Raw genomic sequence first — 22521 nt, 5'->3', positions numbered from 1 at the left:
TATTAAAAGACGATTCTAAATAACACAATAACATAGCTGTTATATTACGGCTTTCTATCTCCGGCAACAGGTATCTAATATTTTTATAAAAATAATCAATCCGCAGTTATTTTACACATCCGGCCGGCGGTTATATTATTACCTTGCTGATATTGACCGATAAACATTTTGAAGGCAGGCGGTTCCGATATCATAGATTTTATTAGTTTTATAGCCGTATATGTCCAGCAACAATAAATCACCGCATATCCTCAATGCAGCGTCAAATTTGCTGGGCCTGTGTTTTGTGGTACTTACCTCATTAAAATTCCTGAAGCTTTCCGAACGGACTTATATTGATGAAACAGTAACCATAGCACTGGTTTTCTTTATGTTAAGCTGCATGCTTTCGTTTCTTTCCATTAGGGGGAATATCAAACCCGGCAGCCGCGCAGAAGCGGTAGCCGATTATCTTTTTCTTGGCGGGATGATCGTTTTGTTTGTCACTGCCATCCTTATTATATTTAAGGTTATGGTTTAAAACGCTGTTTATAAATACAACAGAACCAAAACCCGTCAATGATCTTATATTAAACAAGTTATCACAGTCAACACCTGCACTTTATTAACAACATACATTATTTGTTAATAAATAATACACTCCACCATCCGGCTTAATGATTTGATAACGCAGACTTCGCATTATCTAAAAATAGCCCCCCTACATTTATCAAATTATCAGGCTTTGCCCTTTGCTAAGCCTCGTAATTTAAAATTAAAATGATAAAATTATTAATCATTGAATCTAAACGCAATTGCTGATTGAAATAAAAGGATGAAGAAAATACTATTCATTACCGGTTCAATTAACCAAACCACGCAAATGCACCAGATAGCTAATGAGCTGCCTGAATTTGATTGCTGGTTTAGCCAGTTGTTTACTGATAACCCAACACTAAACACCATCATTAATAAAAGTACCCTGCTTAGCGGCACAGTGCTTTCTACCAAATTCAGGCTCATTTCGGAAGATTATCTTCAAAAAAACACCTTACAGATAGATTTTGGGGCAAAGAAAAACAGATACGACCTTGTTGTATTTTGCACCGACCTGATTGTGCCGCGGCGCATGCTTAACACCAAAACCATTTGGGTGCAGGAAGGCATGATTGACCGTTACACTCCGTGGAGCAGTGTTGTAAAAGGGCTTAAGCTTCCCCCTACGCTGTGCGGCAATACCTCGCTAAACGGATCATCGAATATATGCGACGTTTATTGCGCGGCATCAGAAGGATACAAACAATATTTCATGGGTAAAGGCACCGAAAAACGCAAAATTGTAGTTACCGGTATGCCTAATTACGACAACCTGGGGCAGCATGTGAATAATGATTTTCCGCATCATAACTATGTTATGGTAGCCACAACCGATATGCGTGAAACCTTCCGCATTGAAAACAGGATAGCTTTCATTAAAAAAGCTGTGAAAATTGCCAACGGCAGACCATTGCTCTTCAAACTTCACCCAAATGAAAATTTTGACCGTGCCGAAAAGGAGATCCGTTCCAACACTCCAGCCGGCACATTGGTATACAGGCAGGGCAATACCAACCACATGATAGCCAATTGCTGCGAGCTCATCACCCAATATTCAACTGTGGTTTACACGGGCATCGCTTTAGGCAAAAAGGTTCATTCACTTTTTAATGTCGATGAATTAAAACGGCTTGCACCAATACAGAATAATGGCATATCGGCAAAAAATATTGCAGCCATTTGCCGCGGTTATTTAAACCATCATGGTAATAAAGAAAGCTTCGATCCGCAGGCAGCTATGAATAAATACCAGGCAGGTAAATCAGAGGCCCAATTAACCGAAGAACTAATAGCTAACTGGTAATCATTTTACCGTGAAAGAAAAGATCTTAATAGTAGTACAGGCCCGCATGGCATCAAGCCGTTTACCGGGCAAGGTAATGCTGCCTATACTGGGTAAAAGCCTGCTGGCAAGGATGATTGAGCGGCTTAAAATGATTAGCCACGAGGCTGAAGTGATCATCGCCACATCCGAAACGCCGGATGATGATATTATCGTCAATGAAGCTATCAACATAGGTCTCCCTTATTATCGCGGCAGTCTGAATAACCTGCTCGACAGACATTACCAGGCAGCGAAATTGCATAATGCAGATGTTGTATTAAAGATCCCCTCTGATTGCCCGCTCATTGATCCGCGTATTGTGGACCATGTATTGGATTACTTTTTTGCCAACCAAAACAGCTTTGATTTTGTAAGCAACCTGCACCCGGCTACATATCCCGATGGCAACGATGTGGAGATCATGACCATGGATTGCCTCACCAAAGCTTGGGAACAAGCAAGCCGGGAGCTGGAACTGGAGCATACCACTCCTTATATATGGGAAAATCCTCAATTATTCAGGCTTGGTAACATAACCTGGCCTGCCGGTTTGGATTATTCCATGTCGCACCGGTTTACGATTGACTATGCAGAAGACTATTATTTCATAGAACGGGTATTCCGCGAATTATATGCAGATAACAATAATTTCTCGTGCGATGATATCCTTAACCTGCTAATTCAAAAACCCGAGATCTATAATATCAGTGCACAATATGCCGGGGTAAACTGGTATAGGCACCATGTAGATGAGTTAAAAACCATTACATCTGCCCAAACCAAACAGGCGCCCACAACAAACTTACAGGAATTATAACAAGCGAATGATAACAGAGGAGAACAACAATTACCAGGAATTAACAAACACCGCTCTGAGGGTACGGGAGCATATCATCCGCATGTCTACCGAGGGCGGGTGTTTTACAGGCGCATCGCTATCCGCGGTGGACCTGATCGTTTATTTATATAGCAGTTTTTTAAATATCAACAAGGATAACCTTGATGATCCAAACCGCGATTACCTTTTTCTATCGAAAGGCCATGATGTACCTGCCTTGTACGGCACTTTTGCAGAACTGGGATTATTAGAAAAAGAACGCCTGAAGAATCACCTTTTACTTAACGATCATATTTACTGGCACCCAAACACCAAAATTCCGGGCATTGAATTTCACTCGGGCTCTTTAGGTCATTTACCTTCGGTAGCCATTGGAGTTGCTATGGATCTGAAGATCAGCGGCTGCACAAACAAAGTTGTTTGCATTTTGGGCGATGGCGAGTTGAACGAAGGCACCTGCTGGGAAGCCATGCTGGTAGCCAACGCTTATAAACTGGATAACCTGCTATTCGTGGTTGACCGCAACCATTTTCAGGCCAATATGCGTACGGAAGACCTGATTCCGCTGGAGCCGCTTGCCGATAAGTTTGAAGCCTTTGGCGCTGCCGTTAAAAGAATAAACGGGCACAGCTTTACTGAGCTTGACGAAGCTTTCGGTGCTTTCCCTTTTCAAACCGGCAAACTCAATGTAATTATTGCTGATACTGTGCGCGGCAAAGGTCTGCCAAGCATACAGGAACGTGCCGACAGGTGGTTCTGCAATTTCAATGCAGACGAGATCCAGCAGCTTTTATTAGAGCTGCATGGCGAACATCAAACAACATTAACATCAGAAACTTTAGTGGTGCGATAAGATGAGTTACGAAGAACTTTTAACCCAAACAGCCCTTGCCAATGAGCAAGTGATTGTCATGACCGCCGAAAACCGTGCCCTGGTACGTAACCTGCCCGGCATTTTAGGCAAACGTTTTATTGATACAGGCATTACCGAACAAACCACGATTGGCGCAGCAGCGGGCCTTGCCCTGCGTGGCCGCACCCCTGTGGTACATGCACTTGCCGCTTTCTTAACCATGCGCGCTTTTGAGTTTGTGCGTACCGATGTTGGCATTGCTAACTTGCCTGTTAAACTCAGCTCATTTATCCCTGGCTTTTTATCAGATGGTAACGGCCCCACCCACCAGGCCATCGAAGATATTTCTATCATGCGCGGCATCCCAAACGTAACTGTATTTGCCCCAGCCGATGAGGATGACCTGGTAAAAATGCTGCCGCAGATCTGGGAAAGCAAAAGTCCTGCCTATACCCGCATTAATACCCGCAAAACTACCTATGTGCATGAACCTTTTACCATGGGCAAAGCCGAAGTAATAGCTGAGGGTGGTGATGTAACCATATTAACCTACGGATTACTGTTTGAGCAGGCGCTGATTACAGTTGAAATGCTAAAAAGCGAAGGTCTTTCTGTTGGTTTGATCAATATGCGCAGCCTTAAACCGGTTGATGAGCAAGCTATATTGAAAGCATCCGCACAAAGTAAACTCGTAGTTACGCTTGAAGATCACTTTTTAACCGGCGGCCTGTATACCATTGTGGCAGAGGTTTTATTAAAATACCGTACTACGGCTAACGTATTGCCTATGGCATTGAACGAAAAATGGTTTAGGCCAACATTGCTTCCTTCAGTATTGGAGCATGAAGGCTTTACAGGCAAGCAGATTGCCGAAAAAATACTGGGCTATCAAACTGCCCATCATCAACCACAAATTTTAACACCTGAATTTTCAGAATAAAACACTGATCATGGCTAACAAAATAGACCTCAACAACGATTTTCCGAACATCACCGAATCGGATAAATTATATGAACGTGCTTTAAAAGTTCAGAAACCTGTAACCCAAACCCTGGCTAAAGGTCCGGGGCAATTTACCAAAGGAGCTGCACCAAAATACCTTCTAAAAGGAAAAGGATCGCACGTATGGGATGTTGACGGCAACGAATACATCGATTTAAACTCAGCCATCGGCCCAATCTCTTTGGGTTATGCCTACCCTGCCGTTGATGAAGCTATCCGTCAGCAATTAAATGATGGTATTACCTTTTCGTTGATGCACCCCCTGGAAGTTGAGCTTTCTGAGCTTATACAGCAGGTTGTACCAAATGCTGAAGCGGTAAAGATCTCTAAAACAGGCGCGGATGTTTGTTCTGCCGCTATCCGTGTGGCGCGTGCATTTACCGGCAGAGATAAAGTGTTTTGCTGTGGTTACCACGGCTGGCACGATTGGTACATTGGTATCACCAGCCGTAACTCAGGCGTTCCTGAAGCTATCCAGGATTTAACTTACACTTTTGAATATAACGATATTGAATCGGTTAAAGCTGCTTTAGATGAAACTGTAGCAGCCCTTATACTGGAGCCTTTCATTTTTGAGGCACCGAAGCCGGGTTACCTTCAGGAACTTGCAGAAGTTTGTAAAGCTAATGGCACCCTGCTCATTTTTGACGAAATGTGGACCGGCTTCCGCATAGCCCTTGGTGGCGCGCAGGAATACTTTAATGTTAAAGCTGATTTAGCTGTATTTTCAAAAGCATGCGCCAACGGTATGCCAATTGCTTTGTTAACCGGTCGTGCCGATGTGATGGAGCTTTTCAACTCTGAAGTATTCAGCTATACCACATTTGGCGGCGAAGCTTTATCGTTAGCAGCCTGTATCGCTACTATCAATGAACTCCGTGATAAAAAGGTACCACAATACCTTGACGAGCATGGCGCACTTCTAAAAGATGGCTATAACAGCCTTGCCATTGAGTTAGGCGTTGATAAATACACACGTTGTGTTGGTTTTAACTGTCGCAGCATGGTAACCTTTACTCCTGATGCCGGCAACGGATTGGAAGTAAAAACTTTCATGCAGCAGGAAATGATAAAACGCGGTGTACTTTGGGCCGGCTTCCACAATATGTGCTACAGCCATACCACCGAAGATATCGATTATATCCTTGCGGCTTACCGCGATGTGTTACCATTGTTAAAGGCGACTATCGAAAGCGGTGATATAAAAGATCAACTGAAAGGTGAAGTGTTAGAGGCAGTTTTCCGTAAGGTGAGCAATTACAACATCAAACCTAAAAGCATAGCCTAAATCATGGATCTGTTTTCATTAAAAGGGAAAACCGCCGTAGTAACGGGTGCTTTAGGCCTTATAGGCCGTAAACATTGCGAAGCCCTTGCATCAGCAGGCGCAAACGTAATAGTTGCCGACATTAATGCCGAAGAAACCAAAGCATTTGCGGCACAGCTTGGCGACAACCACTTAGGTTTGGGCGTAGATGTAACCAGCAAGGATTCATTGATTGACGCGCTCAACGCAACGCTTGATCAATATGATGCTGTTGATATACTGGTAAACAACGCCGCCATTAACGATAAATTCGAGAACCCGGCCATGGCCAAGGAGCTATCGGCGTTTGAAAACTATCCGTTAGAGGCTTTCCAGCAATCGCTTAACGTAAATATTACCGGCGTATTCTTATGCTCACAGGTATTTGGTACGCACATGGCTCTGCAACGCAGCGGCAGTATCATCAATATAGCATCAACCTATGGCATGGTTGGGCCAGATCAAAGCATTTACCGCGATTCACTCGGGCAGCAAACTTTTTACAAGTCGGCAGCATACCCGGTTACTAAGGGGGCCATCATCAATTTCACCCGCTTTTTAGCAGCCTATTGGGGCCATACCGGCGTGAGGGTAAATACCCTTTCTCCGGGCGGCGTTGAAGCCGGACAAACCGAAGATTTTATTGGCAACTATTCAGCAAAAACTTTATTAGGGCGCATGGCCCAGGCGTCAGACTATCAGGGCGCGCTTATATTCCTGGCCAGCGAGGCATCGGCTTATATGACCGGCGCTAACCTGGTTGTGGACGGGGGGTGGACAGCTATTTAATTTAAACTAACTATTATGAACGAGATTTTAAAACAAAAAGCGGCCGGCATTAAATTATTGCTTACCGACAACGATGGGGTTTTAACAGATGCCGGAGTATACTACAATCATGACGGCGAGCTTTTAAAAAAATTCAGCGTGCGCGATGGTATGGGGGTTGAGCGCCTTCGCAAATTTGCTGGTGTAAATACAGGTATCGTCACCGGCGAAAATTCGCCTTCGTTAATTAAAAGAGCTGAGAAATTGCAGATTACCGAACTGCATTTGGGTGTAAAAGATAAAGTTGCTGTTTTTAAAGAAATCTGCAGCCGCTTAAATATCTCTGCCAATGAAATTGCTTTTATCGGCGATGATTATAATGACCTGGAAGTAATGAAACTGGCCGGGCTTACTGCCTCACCTGCAGATGCTTTGCCGCATGTTAAAACCCGGGTAGATTTTGTAAGTTCATTGAACGGCGGCGATGGTTGCTTCCGTGAGTTTGCTGAGCTGATCATTGAAGCCAAAAGCGACATATATTTATCGGGCACCAGGAATGGTACTGTTACACTGCAAAACGGCAGGGCAATTGGCAAAGGTCAGCCCAGCTATATCATTGCCGAAATTGGCATTAACCACAACGGTTCACTTGAAATTTGCAAGAAATTAATTGATGAGGCTGTAGCTGCAAAGGCCGATGCCGTTAAATTTCAAAAACGGACCCCCGAAATTTGCGTACCACGCGATCAGTGGGAAATTATGCGCGATACCCCCTGGGGCCGTATTACCTACATCGACTACAAACGCAAAACTGAATTTGGCATAGCCGAATATGCAACCATCGACCAATACTGTAAAAAAGTAGGCATCGACTGGTTTGTATCCGCCTGGGATGCGCCATCAGTTGATTTCATGGAGCAGTTTGATACTATCCTGTATAAACTCGCATCAGCATCTTTAACCGATTTTGCTTTGATCCAGCGCATATTGGAAACCGGTAAACCGTTAATGCTTTCAACCGGCATGTCTACCATGAAAGAGATCGAAACAACGATGGATTATATCAATGCTTTTGATGAAAACTATCCATTGTTTATTGCTCACTCTACTTCGGCTTATCCATGCCCTCCGCAGGAGCTTAACCTTAAAATGATCCAAACGCTGGAGAATAAATATCCGGGCATTCCTATCGGGTATTCGGGCCACGAAACAGGTTTGGCAACTACCGTAGGTGCGGTAGCTATGGGCGCAACCTTTGTTGAACGCCACTTTACGCTTGACCGCGCTATGTGGGGATCTGATCATGCAGCATCTGTTGAACCGCAAGGTTTGCAGCGTTTAGTGCGCGATATCAGGGACGTTGAAACGGCAGCGGGTGACGGTGAAAAACGCGTTTATGAGTCTGAACTGGCCCCGATGAAACGTTTAAGGGTAAACATCAGCGACGAATACAAGGAAAAACCAAGCGTTAAATAATAATGTCACAGGAAAAAGTACTTACCATAACATCCACTATCCTTTTTTGCTGGATAGCATTCATCATCGCCTGGGAAAGGATCTCGCCTTATAGAAAAGGCCTGAAATTTTTTAGGGAAGGTTTTTGGATTGATTTGGTATGGTATACGCTGATACAAAGTTACTTTTTAAAGATCCTCATTTTCGATTATGTTATTACGCCGTTAAAAGCGCATTTTGATCTGTCGCATCTACATTTGATAAGCAACTGGCCGGTAGCATTACAGGTATTATTCTTCCTGTTTACACATGATTTATACATTTACCTGTTCCACCGCTTTCAGCATTCCAATAAATTTTTCTGGCGGATCCATGAGGCGCATCATTCGGGTAAGGAGGTTGACTTTCTGGCTGGCTCACGCTCGCACATCATGGAGATCGTCATCAATCAAACCATTGAGTTTGCACCTATCATACTGTTAGGTGCAGACCCGATGGTTGTTCCCATCAAAGCTATGCTGGATGCCATGTTTGGCATGTTTATACACGGCAACATCAAAGTAAATATGGGCAAGCTTAAATACATTATTAACTCGCCCCAGCTGCATTTATGGCATCACGCTAATTACCAGGAGGTTTTTCACGCCAACTTTGCAACTAAGTTTTCATTTTGGGATTACCTGCTCGGTACCGTATACGATCCTGGTCACACGCCCGGCAATAAACCCGAAAACTGGGGGCTTTATTATGACTACCCCAAAGATTACTTTTTACAGCATGCATTCAGCGTAAAACGCTTTGACGAAAAAACACTGCTTAAATACCGCTGGTTCAACTGGTATTACCACCTGCGACCACGGTTTATGAATTGGATGAAAACTTTACTTCCTGCTAAAACAAACGAAGCACATCAATTGGATACTGAGCAGCAAGCCGTTACTTTAGTAACCGAACCAGAAAAAGTACTACAACAAAACTAATAACATATTGGCCTGGCTATATATTTTAATCGCAGCCGCATTTGAAGCGGCCTGGACGTTCTCGCTAAAGTTCATGAAATTCAGCGACTTGAAAGCGCTCCGTCTCAATTCAGTACTAAGCCTGCAGCATGGCCTCCCCGTTTGGTTACCTTTTGTAGGTTATATTGTATTTGGTATTGGTAATATTTATTTCTTCTCATTGGCTATAAAATTGGTGCCAACAGCCGTAGCATATGCTGTTTGGACGGCCGTAACCCTTATCCTGATCAAATTAGTTGAGGTTTCATTTTTAAACCAGCGCCTTTCCTACATCGAAATATTTTTCATGCTGCTCATCATGACGGGCGTTTTGGGCTTAAAGTTTTATGGCCCTGAGATAAAATAAATTCATTGTTATTTGCCAAACGCTTCCTTTTTTAGCTTAGCCTTCAATGTATCAAACCGTACCCAGTAAAGACAGCAATCCTTTTCACCGGTGCCTTTGGTATATACCAGGTATTTACCATCAGGGGTAACATATTCACCCCAGCGGTGGGCATCACCATCATTAATCAATGGGCCAAGGTTTGGTGGTGTTGTCCAGCTATGATCTGGCTTACGGAAAGTGATGCCAAGCTCACACTCGTAATCCGGCTTCTCCTTATAACTGATGATCATGTATGATTCATCGGGCGCAACATAAAAATCGCCATCAAAGCCGGGAGTATTGATAACCGGGCCTAAGCTTTTAACTATAGTATCTGTTTTGGAGATGGTAAGCGTGCAGAAATCATACCTGGTATAATCTTTCATGCTACCCTTACCCACATTACTGCCTACATAATAAGTGCCGCTGTTAGTAGGCATGAAATCATATAAGCCATAATCCTTCTTCAGAAAGGTCACCGGACTTGTCCAGCCTGTTTTACTCCGGTGAGAGATCCAAACAATGGAGTGTTTGCCATCTCCCTTACCGGCAAAATACATGCTTTTACCATCAATAGAAAAAGTAGGAGCGTAATATCCATAGCTAAGCACAAAGGGGCCACGCCATTTATTACCCTCATATTTAAAATAACGGATCTTATTCCCCTTTGAATTAAACCAATGAATGGCATTGCAATAATAAAACTCCTTTCCGTCTGTCGAAAATGCCGACCTGTCCATAGCCATACCGCTATCAGGCACTAACATTTGTTGCGCAAAAATTCGCGGGGTATCGTTAGGCGGGCGTCGCCCCAGGTAAGCGTTTTTACTATTGAAAAAATTGCCTTGAGCCAGTAGGCTACTATAAAAACAAGATGTTAAAAACAGGGACAGTATAAAGATTTTCATAATGCAGCGGTTAAGTTTATTTTAATGGTATTGTTATCAGTAAAACAAAATTAGCCCCGGCAAATACAAATGATGGTTCAAACCCGTTCAAGTTTAATTCAATTAAAGTCAGGATGGTTATTAAAACAAAACACAGCAAAAGGTTATTAAACAATCATGGAATACGAAAAATTATTGAGTGGAGATAAATGGGATGGGCTTGTTATTTGATAAAACGAAACGTTTCCGGAAGTTAATTAACCAAAACTATTATATATCTGTTAATCTTAAAATAATACTATCTTCAGAAACAATTCAACTTTAAATTGTACGTTAGGAAAGTTGGAAAACATGCCACGGAATAATACCCGGGAAATTAACAGGCTGAATCTTTTTTTAATCTACTATAACTTGCTATCTTTTTTTGAGATCTTTTTCAGAATACCCGGTTCCGCAAAGCGGATATTGTTTCAGGTTTTAAAGCTGTTATTTACAAAAAGGATTGCTTTTTATATTTTTTTACTAATCCCTTTATACAGCAGGGCACAGCAAACGGACAGCCTTAAAAAATCAACCTTTCATACCATAACCAGCATACGCGGGCAAGTAGTAGATGATGCTAACGGCCAGCCGCTTCCAGGCATCAATATCAGGTTTACCGGGAGCAAATATGGCACCAATTCGGACCTGGAGGGAAAGTTTGAATTAAGTGCTCCGGGTTCTTTTACACACGTTACCTTTTCATATATAGGTTTTCAGCCGGTTACAAGGACAATTAAGCCCGGGCAGCCAAATGTGCTTCAAATTCGGCTGCATAGCAGTCAAACCCAGTTAAAAGAAGTTACTGTTGTTTCAGGCAAAAAACAACGTTATCGCAATAAGGGCAATCCGGCGGTTGAGCTCATTCAGCAGGTTATCGACCATAAAAAACAAAACCGGATGGAAAGTGCCGATTATCTGCAATACGACCAGTATGAGCGGATCAATTTGTCATTTATCGATATGCCCGCCAACCTAATGAACAGCCGTTATTTTAAAATGTACAAGTTTATGCTTGATACAGTAAAAAACAACGGGCAAACCCAGGTACTGCTCCCCGCGTATTTCAGCGAAAAGCAATACCAAAATTATTACCGTAAAAACCCCGCAAAATCCATCAGGATCCTGAAGGCGCAAAAAGAGGCCAACATCCTCAAATTTATTGATACCGCGGGCTTGGATATCTACCTGAACAGGCTGTACGGCAATAACATTGATATTTACGATAACAATGTTTTCATTATAAATAACCAGCTCCTGAGCCCTATTGCCGACCACTCCCCCAACTACTACAAATTTTTCATTACCGATACTATCCAATCGGGTAAGGAAAAACTGATTGAATTAAGCTTTACACCACGTACAAAAGGCGATCTGCTTTTTGAAGGTAAGTTACTCGTAAGTATGACGGGCAACTATGCAGTACGGTCATGCGAGCTTAATGTAAACAAGCAGATCAATATCAATTTTATGCGGAACCTTAAAGTGACGCTTGATTTTGAGCAACACCCTAATGGTCGTTACTTTTTAAGTAAAAGTGATGTTAAAGCCGACTTAGGTATTTTAAAGAATAAAGGTTTCGGGCTGATGGGTGAAAGAACAGTGTTTTTGTCGCACTATTTAACCAATACCCCGCTTCCGGCAACGTTTTATGAAGGGAGGGAACTCCAAATAGCAGATGACGCTAACAAGCCCGATACTTCGTACTGGCTGCATCAGCGGCCTGACACCCTATCTGCCCACCAGGCCAAAGTTTATCCCCGGATTACCCAGTTGGAAAAAATGCCGCAATTTAAAAGAGCAACCTGGATTGCAGCCACATTAACCGGAGGTTATGCCAAATGGGGGCCGGTGTTGTTAGGTCCTGTTGGCGCGCTGTACTCCCGAGATAGCCAGGAAGGGTCACGTTTCCAGGTTGGCGGGCGTACTACACCCGAATTGAATAAATCAATATACTTTGAAGGCTTTGGCGCTTACGGCACCCGGGACAGAACTTACAAATACAATCTTGCTACATTCCTCTCATTCAATAAAACACCATTTTATCGCTACCCTAACGATTATATTAAGGCAAGCTATTTGTACGATGTTGATGTACCGGGACAAAATCTTTCAACTATTAACCAGCAGGCTGCACTTTCATCTTTTCAAACAGGAAAAACAAGATATTGGCTTTATAGCAGGGTTGCCAAAATTGAATATGTAAAAGATTTTGAGAATCATTTTTCGTTCGACCTTGCATTCAGAAACTGGAACCAGCGCCCGGCCGCGGCACTAACATTTCAATTCAATAATGCAGCTAATACATCGGTTCATGATTTAACAACTACCGAATTAAATCTTGCCTTCAGGTATGCGCCGCACGAACAGATCCTCCAGGGTACCGTTTATCGCCGCACTATCTATAGCAAATATCCTATTTTAAATCTGCAGATCAATCAGGGCTTTAAAGGCTTATTTAATGGTGCATATAATTTCACAAGCTTTAATGCAAGCGTTTTCAAACGCTTCTATCTTTCTCAGCTTGGCCATACCGATATTACGGTATTGGGGAATTATTTGGCAGGAAAGGTGCCCTTTCCGCTCCTCAATATCAGCCCGGCAAATCAGTCCTTAGCTTATGATGAAGATGGCTATAATCAAATGACCTACCTGGAGTTTGTAAGTGATCATTATGCAGGTATCAACCTGACACATAGCTTTAACGGCTTTTTGCTAAATAAGGTACCTTTGATAAAACACCTGAAATGGAGAGAATTTTTATCTGCCAAAGTATTATTTGGCGGCTTACGAAATGAAAACAACCCGCTTTACTCGGCAAATTTATACCGTTTTCCGACGGGAACAAGTGACTCAAACGGCACCTACGCCTTAGGGAATACACCTTATGTGGAAGCAGGAGTTGGTATAGGAAACATCTTTAAATTTTTGCGGATAGATGGCATAAGGCGATTTAATTACCTTGATCATCCCGGTGCATCTCCTTATGGTATCAAGTTTGGTTTCAGTCCTCATTTTTAGGAATATAAGAGAAAAGCACCCTGGTAAGCTCATTCATTTTCGTTATTCGCCTTCTATTTTGGGCGGGATCAACTCGTAAACAATCGGCATTACGATCATCGACAACGAGGTAAAGCTGACCAATCTCCCTATTTACGAATAATGCTCCATTTTACTATTTTGAAACAAAAACTCTTTTCCACCTTGAAAAAAAATTGAAGGATCATGCTAACAGACTGTTTATCAATTTAAAATAGCATTCTCATTAAATTGGTCAACTAAGCAAAAACGCAAACGTTTGCGTAAATAATTAACAGAATTGTGGGTGCAATATGTAAATACCATGTTATAATTGGTAATCGGTAAGCATTCTGTTAACCCGTTTCTTTTAAGCTACCGGGTTAAACACATTAAACCTTGAAAAATATGACGGCATTTAAAACTCTTGGACAATTTATTATTGAGCGGCAAAAAGATTTTCCTTATGCAAAAGGTGAGCTTTCCCGGCTACTTCGTGATATTGGGATCGCTTCTAAAATAGTAAACAGGGAAATTAATAAAGCCGGCCTTGTAGATATTTTAGGAGATGCGGGTTCCTCCAATATCCAGGGAGAGTCACAAAAAAAGCTGGATATTTATGCCAATGAGCAGTTTATTGCAGCATTAAGAAGCGGCGGAGAATGTTGTATAGTTGTTTCGGAAGAAAATGATGAATACCTGGTTATAGACTCGGATATTTCAAAAGAAGCAAACTACGTCGTTGCACTTGATCCTTTAGACGGATCATCTAATATCGATGTTAATGTAGGTGTAGGAACCATATTTTCCATTTACAGACGAAAATCGGACAAAGGGAAGCTTTCCACAAACGAAGATGTATTACAGCTGGGTACCGAGCAGGTGGCTGCAGGATATGTCATTTATGGATCTTCAACAATGCTCGTATACACCACAGGAAAGGGGGTTAATGGCTTTACTCTTGATCCTTCAATCGGCGAATTTTGCCTTTCACACCCTAACATGACGGTTCCGGCAACGGGAACAATTTACTCTATAAATGAGGGTAATTACATTCATTTTCCGGATGGAGTAAAAAAATATATTAAATATTGCCAGGTAGAAGATCCGGACACCAAAAGACCGTATACTTCCAGGTACACAGGATCGATGGTTGCGGACATACACCGGACCTTAATAAAAGGCGGAATTTTTATCTATCCCCCTACTACAGGCGCAAAAAAGGGGAAACTGCGACTGATTTACGAGTGTAACCCTATGGCTTATATTATTGAGCAAGCCGGCGGCAAAGCATCAGATGGATACAAAAGAATTATGGAAATTGAAGTAAAGGAACTACACCAGCGGTCCTCCATATTTATTGGCTCAATGGATATGGTGCTCAAAGCTGAAGAATTTATGTCATCATTTTCTCCAAAATTATTTGTGAAGTCGTTTGAAGGAGAAGTTAAAATTCAATAAGAATATTGAAAAACGCGATAATGACCAGGTTAAGCACCAGCCTTTTGTAAAGCTGCTTTCACAATTTATGCTTTAATTGCAAGTTAAAAATACTGGACAAAACTTAGTTTTGAGGTGATATAAGACAATAATCGACGAAAATTGTTTTTTCTTTTGAACTAAAATTGTCATCCAAATGTCATGAAGTGTGAAATCCTTTACAACTATACGTGTCACAAATACACATAATTTTATACGTTTAAACAACAGAATCAGCATTTTTGAACTACTTAAGCTTTTAGTCTATATCTTTAGGTGAAAATTAACGGTAATTTTTAATATAAGACCACGTTTCGAGGGCTTAATTAAAAATTATAACATGCAAAAAACAAAATCTTTAAAAAAAATGACTTTTGGCAGTTTGGCACTGAGCGCAATTATCCTCATCGGCAGTTGCTCCAAAAATGCAGACCAACCAGTAACCGTTCCAATTAATGATTTAAACGTCAGCAAAAGCCTGGCAACAACAGCCCCCACCATCTACACGATGGCCACATCTTCAATCCGGTTAGATCAAGGTTACGCTTACAAATTCAGCCCCGTTCAGGTAAGCGGCGATTCAAACACGCAGCCAACTGCATCAACACTCCAACTTTATGAAAACGGTGTTGCATTAGGTCCGGCTCATTCTGTTCACAGTGATATCAGGAACCTTGGTAAAGGGCGTTACAGTCACTGGGATACCGGATTGTACTTCTCAACTTCCGACAACAGCAGCCCCCTGACAAACGGAAGAAAGTACACTTACACCCTTACAGGTACTGCAACCAGCGGTGCAACAGCTCCTGCTACGAGTACCCCCGTAACATCACCAGTAACCGGCTCTGTATTAAGTACAGTATTAACCGGTTACGCTGCTGTTAACGGAATTACAACCGGTGGTAAAGGTGGTACTACAGTAACAGTTAGCACACTTGCTGCGTTCAAATCTGCGGTAGCAGGTAATTCACCTAAGATTGTGTATGTTTCCGGAACAATTAGCGGATCTGGCTTAACTCCTGTGTATGTTGGTTCAAATACCACCATCATCGGTAAAACCGGAGCCGTTTTATCGAGCCTGAACCTTTACCTTTTCACTGTAAGCAACATCATTATCCAAAACGTTACGTTTAGAAACTACGTAACCGAATGCGGTATTTACGTCAAATTCCAGTCGAACCACGTTTGGATTGACCATTGCGATTTTGCAACAGACCGCAGCCATGGCTGGGATTATTGGGGTAAAGACATCGGTGTTGCCGAAGGTTCTGACTACGTAACCATTTCATGGAACAAATTCCATGACACCTACCTGTCATTGCTTATTGGTTCGGTAACGAGCGATGCTGTTACAGCCAACACCGGCAAACTACACGTTACAGTGCACCATAACTACTGGTACAATGTGGCTGAAAGGGAACCAACTTTGGTATTCGGCAGCATCCACATGTACAACAACTACCACTTAAACAATGATGGTTATTCTATCGGTGCAAGGTACGGTGGCACAGTAAGAACAGATAATGAGTATTTCTCAGGCTGTAAAAAACCACTTACCACTAACTTAGATGGCGATCCTGTAGGTTATTTCAGCGGAGTATCAACCAACATTTATTCTAATTGTGGTGCCAATAACATTACCTCATCTTTATCAAGCTGGGTACCGTCATACGCTTACAGTTCATTGCTTGATGCTGCTGCCAACGTTCCTGCAGTAGTAACAGCAGGCGCCGGTGTTAAAACAGTTAATTAATTAAATTATTCACCCCCACTCTAAGTAAAAGGCCGCTTTATGAATTATCATGAAAGCGGCCTTTTACTTTTTATTGATCCCGGTTCCAATTACAATATTAATTTTCAGGCACAGGCTCTTCATTTTTACTGAGGTATTGAACGTTAGCCGCAGGGCTTAGCCTTTTCTTCATAAAAGCCACAATGGTATCGGTATACAAGTCGGCTCCCCTACCGTTTAAATGCGCCCTGTCCGAATAGTACTCCGGATTTTTAAAATATACATCGTTGGTAAAATCATGAAAAATAACCTTATTACTGCTGCAAATATTTTTCAATTTCAAATAGGAATTCTGTTGGGTATCATCGTTATACCTTGGCGATACAAAAACAAACAATTGGATTTTTTGCCGCTTACATTCATTTATAAACAAATCCAGTGCATTTACATTGTCGGCCGATATGCTGTCTGAATATGGCTTAAATGATGTGTGGTTTGAAACCCTGCTGACGTCCATTTTACTATCCAAAGGATTAAACCCCATGACGGTGTTTCCTGATGATAAAAAGTAATGTTGAAATATAGAAACCACCTGGCCATTGTAGCGGTATGTTTGAAGATGGCTTTTTATTAGCTCCAACTGGTCTTTCTTTTCGATCATATTTCCGATAACATCCGATTGTTTTAAATAAGGCAGTAAAATGGAAAGCCTGTTCTTTTCATCTTCTTTTTCACTTAACACATCGCTGGTTACATCTAAAACAACAATCTTAGGAACGTGGCGCTGCAATGCCAGTTCAAATATTGCTGTACTATATAAAAGCCCTTCGCCATCTCTGCCGCCATTGAAACAACTTAGGTTCAAACCATCTTTTATAAGCGATGAGTTATAATGATGTGATGCCCTTGAACTACCCAAAACCAACACATCTTCATTTAGATTATACACAACGTGATTAGCTACAGCGTATTCGCCGGAAACCTGGTGTGTAAAAAAATAATAAAGGAACACACCGGCTGCCTGATCAACAGCCACAAAAGCCACAATCATCAATAACAACCTGATAAAAAACTTATTGCTGTTTTCTTTCAACTGCTTCATAATCTAAAACTGAAAATAAATGAATTGTCCGCCGTCAAAAACGCCAAACAACAGAATTATAAAAACCAACCCTAAATAGGAAGCCATGCGGATCCCCCAATTTTCATTGTGAAGTAACCGTAATGAATGAAGGCCGTATTCCTGTTTTAATTCGTAAAAAAACAGGGCGGCTATAGCCATCAGGTCATACAGAAAATATGAAGGTTCGCCTATAAAAAAACCGTGTTTGTAAACAAAAACCCCTTTCAACAAACCCCAGGCCTGCTCCAATGATACAGCCCTGAAAAAGATCCAGCTTATAGTAACCAGGAATATTGTAAAAGATATATTTAAAAAATTGGAAAATACTCCGCTGCCTAACCCTAATTTACTTGCTGTTGCCGTCCTCCATTTCTGCGTTACCATTCCGCAGATGAGGTAAAACCCGTGTAAAGCGCCCCAAACAATAAATGTCCAATTGGCGCCATGCCACAAACCGCTGATCATAAACACGGCAAATAAATTTAAATACAACCGCCCTTTGCTAACCCGGTTGCCCCCCAAGGGGATATACACATAATCTTTAAACCAGGTAGAAAGTGAGATATGCCACCTGCTCCAAAACTCGCTTATGCTTTTTGCAAAATAAGGCCGTTTAAAATTTTCCATCAGTTTAAAGCCCATCACCCTGGCACTGCCTATCGCAATATCCGAGTAGCCCGAAAAGTCGCAATAGATCTGGACGGCAAAAAACAATGAAGCAAGCACAATTGTGGCCGAGCCATGTTCAGGATAATTGTTGAAAACAGTTTTTACATATATAGATAACCTGTCGGCAACAACAACCTTTTTAAAAAAACCGATCAGCATTCGTTTTAGCCCTTCAGAAACATCCAGGGCATTAAAATGATGTTCGGTTTTAAATTGCGGTAACAGGTTTTGAGGACGTTCAATAGGGCCGGCAACTAATTGCGGATAAAACATCACGTATAAAGCATAAATACCGAAATGCCGTTCGGCCTTTTGATGGCCCCGGTAAACTTCAATAGTATAGCTCATGGCCTGAAAAGTGTGAAATGACAATCCTATCGGAAGCAGGATCTGTAAAAACGGAATTGGGTTAGTGTACCCCATCCAGTATAGCAATCCCGATAAATTGGCATTAAAAAAATTGAAATACTTAAATACAGCCAGTACGCCAATATTTGCCGTAAGACTCAATATTAACAAAAGCTTCTTCTTCTTAAGGTCATTAACTTTTTCCAGGTAAATGCCCGCGGTGTAGTCGATAATTATTGTAAAAAACAGGATGAGGATATAAATAGCTTTAAAAAACATATAAAAATAGCAGCTTGCTATAAGCAGCAGCAGCCACCTAAATTTATGGGGCACCAGAAAATACAAAGCCGTTACCACAGGAAAAAACAGCAGAAAAGTAAATGAGTTAAATATCATTGCCAGGTTTTTTTGGTTAATTAAACCTAACTGAAAATAAAATGATATAAAATAGCGGCACTGCAATCGTAAATCATTCTGTAAAATCACGCAACAAACTTCACAGCCAAAATTTGATCAGGACATTGCAAGTTCAGGAGGGCAGGTACAGTAACCCCGACGAGAACTGATCCTCCGATCATTTGATAAAAACTCTCAACCAGCTTGTGATATAACACAACAAACTAAAATGTAAAGCAATTTATATCCTTTTACAGTTTAAACGTGTAAAATGGCGTCAGATTTACAATTTACGGGCAATTGAACGGGGCTCATACTTTATTGATAGTCAATTAAATAATTTTACTCACCAAGTAACAAATAAACTTAATTTATCATTTAAAGACCTAAAACTATGTGCGGAATTGTTGGTTACATCGGATCAAGAGATGCGTGGCCCGTTGTGTTGAACGGCCTCAAACGATTAGAATATCGTGGTTATGATAGCGCCGGTATTGCTATTATAAACAATGTAGGCTTCAGTGTGTATAAAAAAACCGGGAAGGTGGCTTGTCTTGAGGAGCACACGGCCGACAAAGACAAGAGCGGCCATGTGGCCATAGGACATACCAGGTGGGCCACACATGGCGCCCCATCTGATGCAAATTCGCATCCGCATAGCTCAAATGATAACCGCCTGCACATTATCCATAATGGGATCATCGAAAATTACCTGATCCTTAAAGAAGAACTACTTGCCCGTGGGCACACCTTTAAAAGTGAAACAGATACCGAAATCCTGATCCACTTAATTGAGGAAATTCAAAATATCGAACAAACTGATTTACTGGAAGCTGTCCGCCTGGCTTTAAATACAGTGATAGGTGCTTACGCCATAGTTATACTGAACCGGGAAAACCCCGATCAGCTGATTGCCGCCCGAAAAGGCAGTCCATTGGTTATTGGTGTTGGCCATGGCGAATATTTTATTGCGTCAGACGCCACTCCTATTATCGAGTACACAAAAAACGTAGTGTATTTAAAAGATAACGAAATAGTACAGGTTAAGCCCAGTGGGCTTTTAATAAAGAAACTTGACAATGTTGTGCAAACCCCATTGATCCAGGAGCTGGAATTAAAACTTGAATCGTTAGAAAAAGGCGGCTTTGAGCATTTTATGATGAAGGAAATCTTTGAGCAGCCGCGATCAGTAAGGGATTGTATGCGCGGTCGTATCTTTCCGCTTGAAGGCAAGGTTGAGTTAGGTGGCATTAAACAATATACGGATAAGCTTAAAAATGCCGAGCGGATAATTATTATTGCCTGCGGCACCTCGTGGCATGCCGGCCTAACAGGCGAATACCTTATTGAAGAATACGGACGCATTAAGGTAGAAGTTGAATATGCTTCCGAATTCAGGTACCGTAATCCCATAATTACTGGTAAAGATATTGTAATGGCGGTATCCCAATCGGGAGAAACTGCCGATACATTAGCCGCCATCGAGATAGCTAAAGAACGGGGTGCAACCATCCTTGGGATCTGCAATGTTGTTGGCGCATCAATTCCGCGCGTAACTGATGCAGGGGTTTACACCCATGCCGGCCCGGAAATAGGTGTGGCCTCAACAAAGGCCTTTACAGCGCAGGTTACAGTTTTAACTTTAATTGCTTTATATATTGCACAGCACAAAGGTACTTTAACACCAGGCAAGCTTACCAATTTATTAACCGAGCTTGATACCATACCCGATAAAATACAAACGCTGCTACAGGATAATAAATTGATTGAAGACATTGCTTCCAAAATAAAGAATGCGCCTAACTGCCTGTTCTTAGGACGTGGTTTTGGTTTCCCGGTAGCTTTGGAAGGAGCTTTAAAACTGAAAGAGATCTCCTATATCCATGCCGAAGGTTATCCTGCCGCCGAAATGAAGCATGGGCCAATTGCGTTAATTGACGAGCAGATGCCGGTGATCTTCATCGCCACAAAAAACTCATCGTATGAAAAGGTGATCAGTAATATACAGGAGGTTAAGGCGCGAAAGGGAATAGTGATTGCCATTGTTACCCAGGGCGATGTTAAAGTAAAAAAAATGGCCGATTACTGCATTGAAATACCCGACGCCGACGAAGCCTTTTTACCACTGCTGGCCACTATCCCGCTACAACTTCTCTCCTATCATATTGCCGTAAAACGGGGCTGTAATGTTGATCAGCCCCGTAACCTGGCTAAATCGGTTACAGTAGAATAATTTGTAATAATTAACCAACAAACTCCCTAAAAGCAGGCCTGAGCCTGCTTTTTTTATGTGCTGTTGCTACTGGGTGTAACACTATTATATGAAAGTGTAGCCCAAAATGCCCAACTCAGACACATTTTTCTCATCCCTTTACACATGCCTGCATTGCTGCTTTACATGTTCTGTAAAGACTAAGATACAGGTTTACAAAAAAGCGGCAATCGACTAAAACCGTATACTATCGATGCCCAAATAGATAAATTTGACTAACCAAATAAACCAGTTCAAAATAGTTTCCTAAACTCTCTTAAACTATTGATGATGAAAAAAATTAATATATACTGTTTCATTACAGCATTGCTATTGATAACCGGATGTGCCGGAAGTCGGGATCTTGTTTACTTCAGCAACATGGCAAATACAGGCGCTGCAAATAACAATACAAACGGAACAGTAGTCATTCATCAGAAAGACATTTTAAATGTAACTGTTAACAGCTTAAACCCTGAATCAAACCTGCTGTTCAATGGCAACAAAAATGTGGGCTTAAACAATCTGTCAACCCGCGGCGGATATAAAGTAAACGAAAATGGATTTGTGAATTTACCACTTATAGGCGATTATAAAATTGAAGGGCAAACCATTGAGGAAGCGCAAACTGAAATAGCTAAAAGGCTTTCGGCTTTTGTTAAAAGCCCGGTAGTTGACATCCAGCTTCTGAATTTTAAAATAAGCGTGATAGGCGAGGTTAACAAACCATCAACATTTATAATAACCGATGAAAATGTAAACTTACTTGAAGCATTAGGTATGGCCGGGGATATGACAGTTTATGGACGCAGGGAAAATGTATTGGTGATCCGCACAGAAAACGGACGAAGAACAATGAACCGTCTTAACCTTAATAAAGTTGAATCGATGGATTCGCCTTACTTCAACCTTAAACAAAATGATATTGTTTATGTGGAGCCCGACAAATCAAAGGCGGTTGAGTATAGTCAAAGCACGCGCTTAGCACCAATAGTAGTAGCCTCAATTTCGGCATTGGCTGTGTTGGCGGCAGTACTTTTGAGAAGATAAAATACAGTTTTAAAGATACC

18 protein-coding genes are annotated in these 22521 nt (G+C 41.7%); 15 read left to right on the top strand and 3 right to left on the bottom strand.

From position 1 onward, the window contains the following. Nucleotides 1-220: 220 nt before the first annotated feature. From MusilaSJ_RS27750 to MusilaSJ_RS27705, 10 genes are all read left to right on the top strand, one after another. Complete coding sequence (locus MusilaSJ_RS27750; RefSeq protein WP_274987988.1) at nt 221-520, top strand: hypothetical protein; 300 nt, start codon at nt 221-223, stop codon at nt 518-520. Nucleotides 521-814: 294 nt separating this feature from the next. Next, nucleotides 815-1879 carry a UDP-N-acetyl glucosamine 2-epimerase gene (locus MusilaSJ_RS27745; protein WP_274987987.1) on the top strand — a complete coding sequence of 355 codons (1065 nt, stop codon included), beginning with the start codon at nt 815-817 and terminating at the stop codon, nt 1877-1879. Between the two features lie 10 nt (nt 1880-1889). Beyond that, nucleotides 1890-2717, top strand: a complete 828-nt coding sequence (locus tag MusilaSJ_RS27740) for a cytidylyltransferase domain-containing protein (protein ID WP_274987986.1) — start codon at nt 1890-1892, stop codon at nt 2715-2717. Between the two features lie 7 nt (nt 2718-2724). Then, nucleotides 2725-3591: a transketolase gene (locus MusilaSJ_RS27735; RefSeq protein ID WP_274987985.1), complete on the top strand. Its 867-nt coding sequence runs from the start codon at nt 2725-2727 to the stop codon at nt 3589-3591. Nucleotide 3592: 1 nt separating this feature from the next. Beyond that, the gene (locus MusilaSJ_RS27730; RefSeq protein WP_274987984.1) at nt 3593-4531 is read left to right on the top strand and encodes a transketolase family protein; all 939 of its coding nucleotides are present in this window, start codon (nt 3593-3595) and stop codon (nt 4529-4531) included. A 10-nt stretch (nt 4532-4541) separates the two neighbouring features. Continuing rightward, complete coding sequence (locus MusilaSJ_RS27725; protein ID WP_274987983.1) at nt 4542-5882, top strand: aminotransferase class III-fold pyridoxal phosphate-dependent enzyme; 1341 nt, start codon at nt 4542-4544, stop codon at nt 5880-5882. A 3-nt stretch (nt 5883-5885) separates the two neighbouring features. After that, a complete protein-coding gene (locus MusilaSJ_RS27720) occupies nt 5886-6689 on the top strand; it encodes an SDR family oxidoreductase (protein WP_274987982.1) in 804 nt (267 codons plus the stop codon). Nucleotides 6690-6704: 15 nt separating this feature from the next. Next, nucleotides 6705-8144, top strand: coding sequence for an N-acetylneuraminate synthase family protein (locus MusilaSJ_RS27715; RefSeq protein ID WP_274987981.1), 1440 nt, complete (start codon nt 6705-6707; stop codon nt 8142-8144). Between the two features lie 2 nt (nt 8145-8146). Then, nucleotides 8147-9103 (top strand): sterol desaturase family protein, encoded by a 957-nt coding sequence (locus MusilaSJ_RS27710; protein WP_274987980.1) that lies wholly within the window; start codon nt 8147-8149, stop codon nt 9101-9103. A gap of 73 nt (nt 9104-9176) precedes the next feature. Then, entirely contained in the window at nt 9177-9488 is a 312-nt protein-coding gene (locus MusilaSJ_RS27705) for a DMT family transporter (protein ID WP_274987979.1), read from the top strand. Between the two features lie 8 nt (nt 9489-9496). Here the strand turns inward: MusilaSJ_RS27705 and MusilaSJ_RS27700 are convergent, their stop codons facing one another. Then, nucleotides 9497-10417: a hypothetical protein gene (locus MusilaSJ_RS27700; protein ID WP_274987978.1), complete on the bottom strand. Its 921-nt coding sequence runs from the start codon at nt 10415-10417 to the stop codon at nt 9497-9499. 390 nt (nt 10418-10807) lie between these two features. Here MusilaSJ_RS27700 and MusilaSJ_RS27695 point away from each other — a divergent pair, with 390 nt between their 5' ends. The 3 genes from MusilaSJ_RS27695 to MusilaSJ_RS27685 all read left to right on the top strand — a co-directional run bounded on the left by MusilaSJ_RS27695 (nt 10808) and on the right by MusilaSJ_RS27685 (nt 16685). Then, nucleotides 10808-13456: a DUF5686 and carboxypeptidase-like regulatory domain-containing protein gene (locus MusilaSJ_RS27695; RefSeq protein WP_274987977.1), complete on the top strand. Its 2649-nt coding sequence runs from the start codon at nt 10808-10810 to the stop codon at nt 13454-13456. Nucleotides 13457-13861: 405 nt separating this feature from the next. Continuing rightward, nucleotides 13862-14914 carry a class 1 fructose-bisphosphatase gene (gene fbp / locus MusilaSJ_RS27690; protein ID WP_274987976.1) on the top strand — a complete coding sequence of 351 codons (1053 nt, stop codon included), beginning with the start codon at nt 13862-13864 and terminating at the stop codon, nt 14912-14914. Between the two features lie 358 nt (nt 14915-15272). After that, nucleotides 15273-16685: a pectate lyase family protein gene (locus MusilaSJ_RS27685; RefSeq protein WP_274987975.1), complete on the top strand. Its 1413-nt coding sequence runs from the start codon at nt 15273-15275 to the stop codon at nt 16683-16685. A 97-nt stretch (nt 16686-16782) separates the two neighbouring features. Here the strand turns inward: MusilaSJ_RS27685 and MusilaSJ_RS27680 are convergent, their stop codons facing one another. Further along, a complete protein-coding gene (locus MusilaSJ_RS27680; protein ID WP_274987974.1) occupies nt 16783-17766 on the bottom strand; it encodes a hypothetical protein in 984 nt (327 codons plus the stop codon). A 3-nt stretch (nt 17767-17769) separates the two neighbouring features. Next, a complete protein-coding gene (locus MusilaSJ_RS27675; RefSeq protein WP_274987973.1) occupies nt 17770-19200 on the bottom strand; it encodes an MBOAT family O-acyltransferase in 1431 nt (476 codons plus the stop codon). Nucleotides 19201-19594: 394 nt separating this feature from the next. Between MusilaSJ_RS27675 and glmS the strand changes: the two genes are divergently transcribed. Continuing rightward, a complete protein-coding gene (gene glmS / locus MusilaSJ_RS27670) occupies nt 19595-21433 on the top strand; it encodes a glutamine--fructose-6-phosphate transaminase (isomerizing) (RefSeq protein ID WP_274987972.1) in 1839 nt (612 codons plus the stop codon). A 399-nt stretch (nt 21434-21832) separates the two neighbouring features. Then, nucleotides 21833-22501, top strand: a complete 669-nt coding sequence (locus MusilaSJ_RS27665; protein ID WP_274987971.1) for a polysaccharide biosynthesis/export family protein — start codon at nt 21833-21835, stop codon at nt 22499-22501. The last annotated feature ends 20 nt before the right edge of the window (nt 22502-22521 follow it).

The organism is Mucilaginibacter sp. SJ, from assembly GCF_028993635.1.
Classification (GTDB): domain Bacteria; phylum Bacteroidota; class Bacteroidia; order Sphingobacteriales; family Sphingobacteriaceae; genus Mucilaginibacter.
Note: the sequence above shows the minus strand (reverse complement) of the source record. Positions and strands in the feature narration are given on the sequence as shown.

Coding starts and splice junctions, on each gene's coding strand:
- MusilaSJ_RS27750 (WP_274987988.1), top strand. CDS start 221: ATGTCCAGCAACAATAAATCACCGCATATCCTCAATGCAGCGTCAAAT.
- MusilaSJ_RS27745 (WP_274987987.1), top strand. CDS start 815: ATGAAGAAAATACTATTCATTACCGGTTCAATTAACCAAACCACGCAA.
- MusilaSJ_RS27735 (WP_274987985.1), top strand. CDS start 2,725: ATGATAACAGAGGAGAACAACAATTACCAGGAATTAACAAACACCGCT.
- MusilaSJ_RS27730 (WP_274987984.1), top strand. CDS start 3,593: ATGAGTTACGAAGAACTTTTAACCCAAACAGCCCTTGCCAATGAGCAA.
- MusilaSJ_RS27725 (WP_274987983.1), top strand. CDS start 4,542: ATGGCTAACAAAATAGACCTCAACAACGATTTTCCGAACATCACCGAA.
- MusilaSJ_RS27720 (WP_274987982.1), top strand. CDS start 5,886: ATGGATCTGTTTTCATTAAAAGGGAAAACCGCCGTAGTAACGGGTGCT.
- MusilaSJ_RS27715 (WP_274987981.1), top strand. CDS start 6,705: ATGAACGAGATTTTAAAACAAAAAGCGGCCGGCATTAAATTATTGCTT.
- MusilaSJ_RS27710 (WP_274987980.1), top strand. CDS start 8,147: ATGTCACAGGAAAAAGTACTTACCATAACATCCACTATCCTTTTTTGC.
- MusilaSJ_RS27705 (WP_274987979.1), top strand. CDS start 9,177: ATGAAATTCAGCGACTTGAAAGCGCTCCGTCTCAATTCAGTACTAAGC.
- MusilaSJ_RS27700 (WP_274987978.1), bottom strand. CDS start 10,417: ATGAAAATCTTTATACTGTCCCTGTTTTTAACATCTTGTTTTTATAGT.
- fbp (WP_274987976.1), top strand. CDS start 13,862: ATGACGGCATTTAAAACTCTTGGACAATTTATTATTGAGCGGCAAAAA.
- MusilaSJ_RS27685 (WP_274987975.1), top strand. CDS start 15,273: ATGCAAAAAACAAAATCTTTAAAAAAAATGACTTTTGGCAGTTTGGCA.
- MusilaSJ_RS27680 (WP_274987974.1), bottom strand. CDS start 17,766: ATGAAGCAGTTGAAAGAAAACAGCAATAAGTTTTTTATCAGGTTGTTA.
- MusilaSJ_RS27675 (WP_274987973.1), bottom strand. CDS start 19,200: ATGATATTTAACTCATTTACTTTTCTGCTGTTTTTTCCTGTGGTAACG.
- glmS (WP_274987972.1), top strand. CDS start 19,595: ATGTGCGGAATTGTTGGTTACATCGGATCAAGAGATGCGTGGCCCGTT.
- MusilaSJ_RS27665 (WP_274987971.1), top strand. CDS start 21,833: ATGGCAAATACAGGCGCTGCAAATAACAATACAAACGGAACAGTAGTC.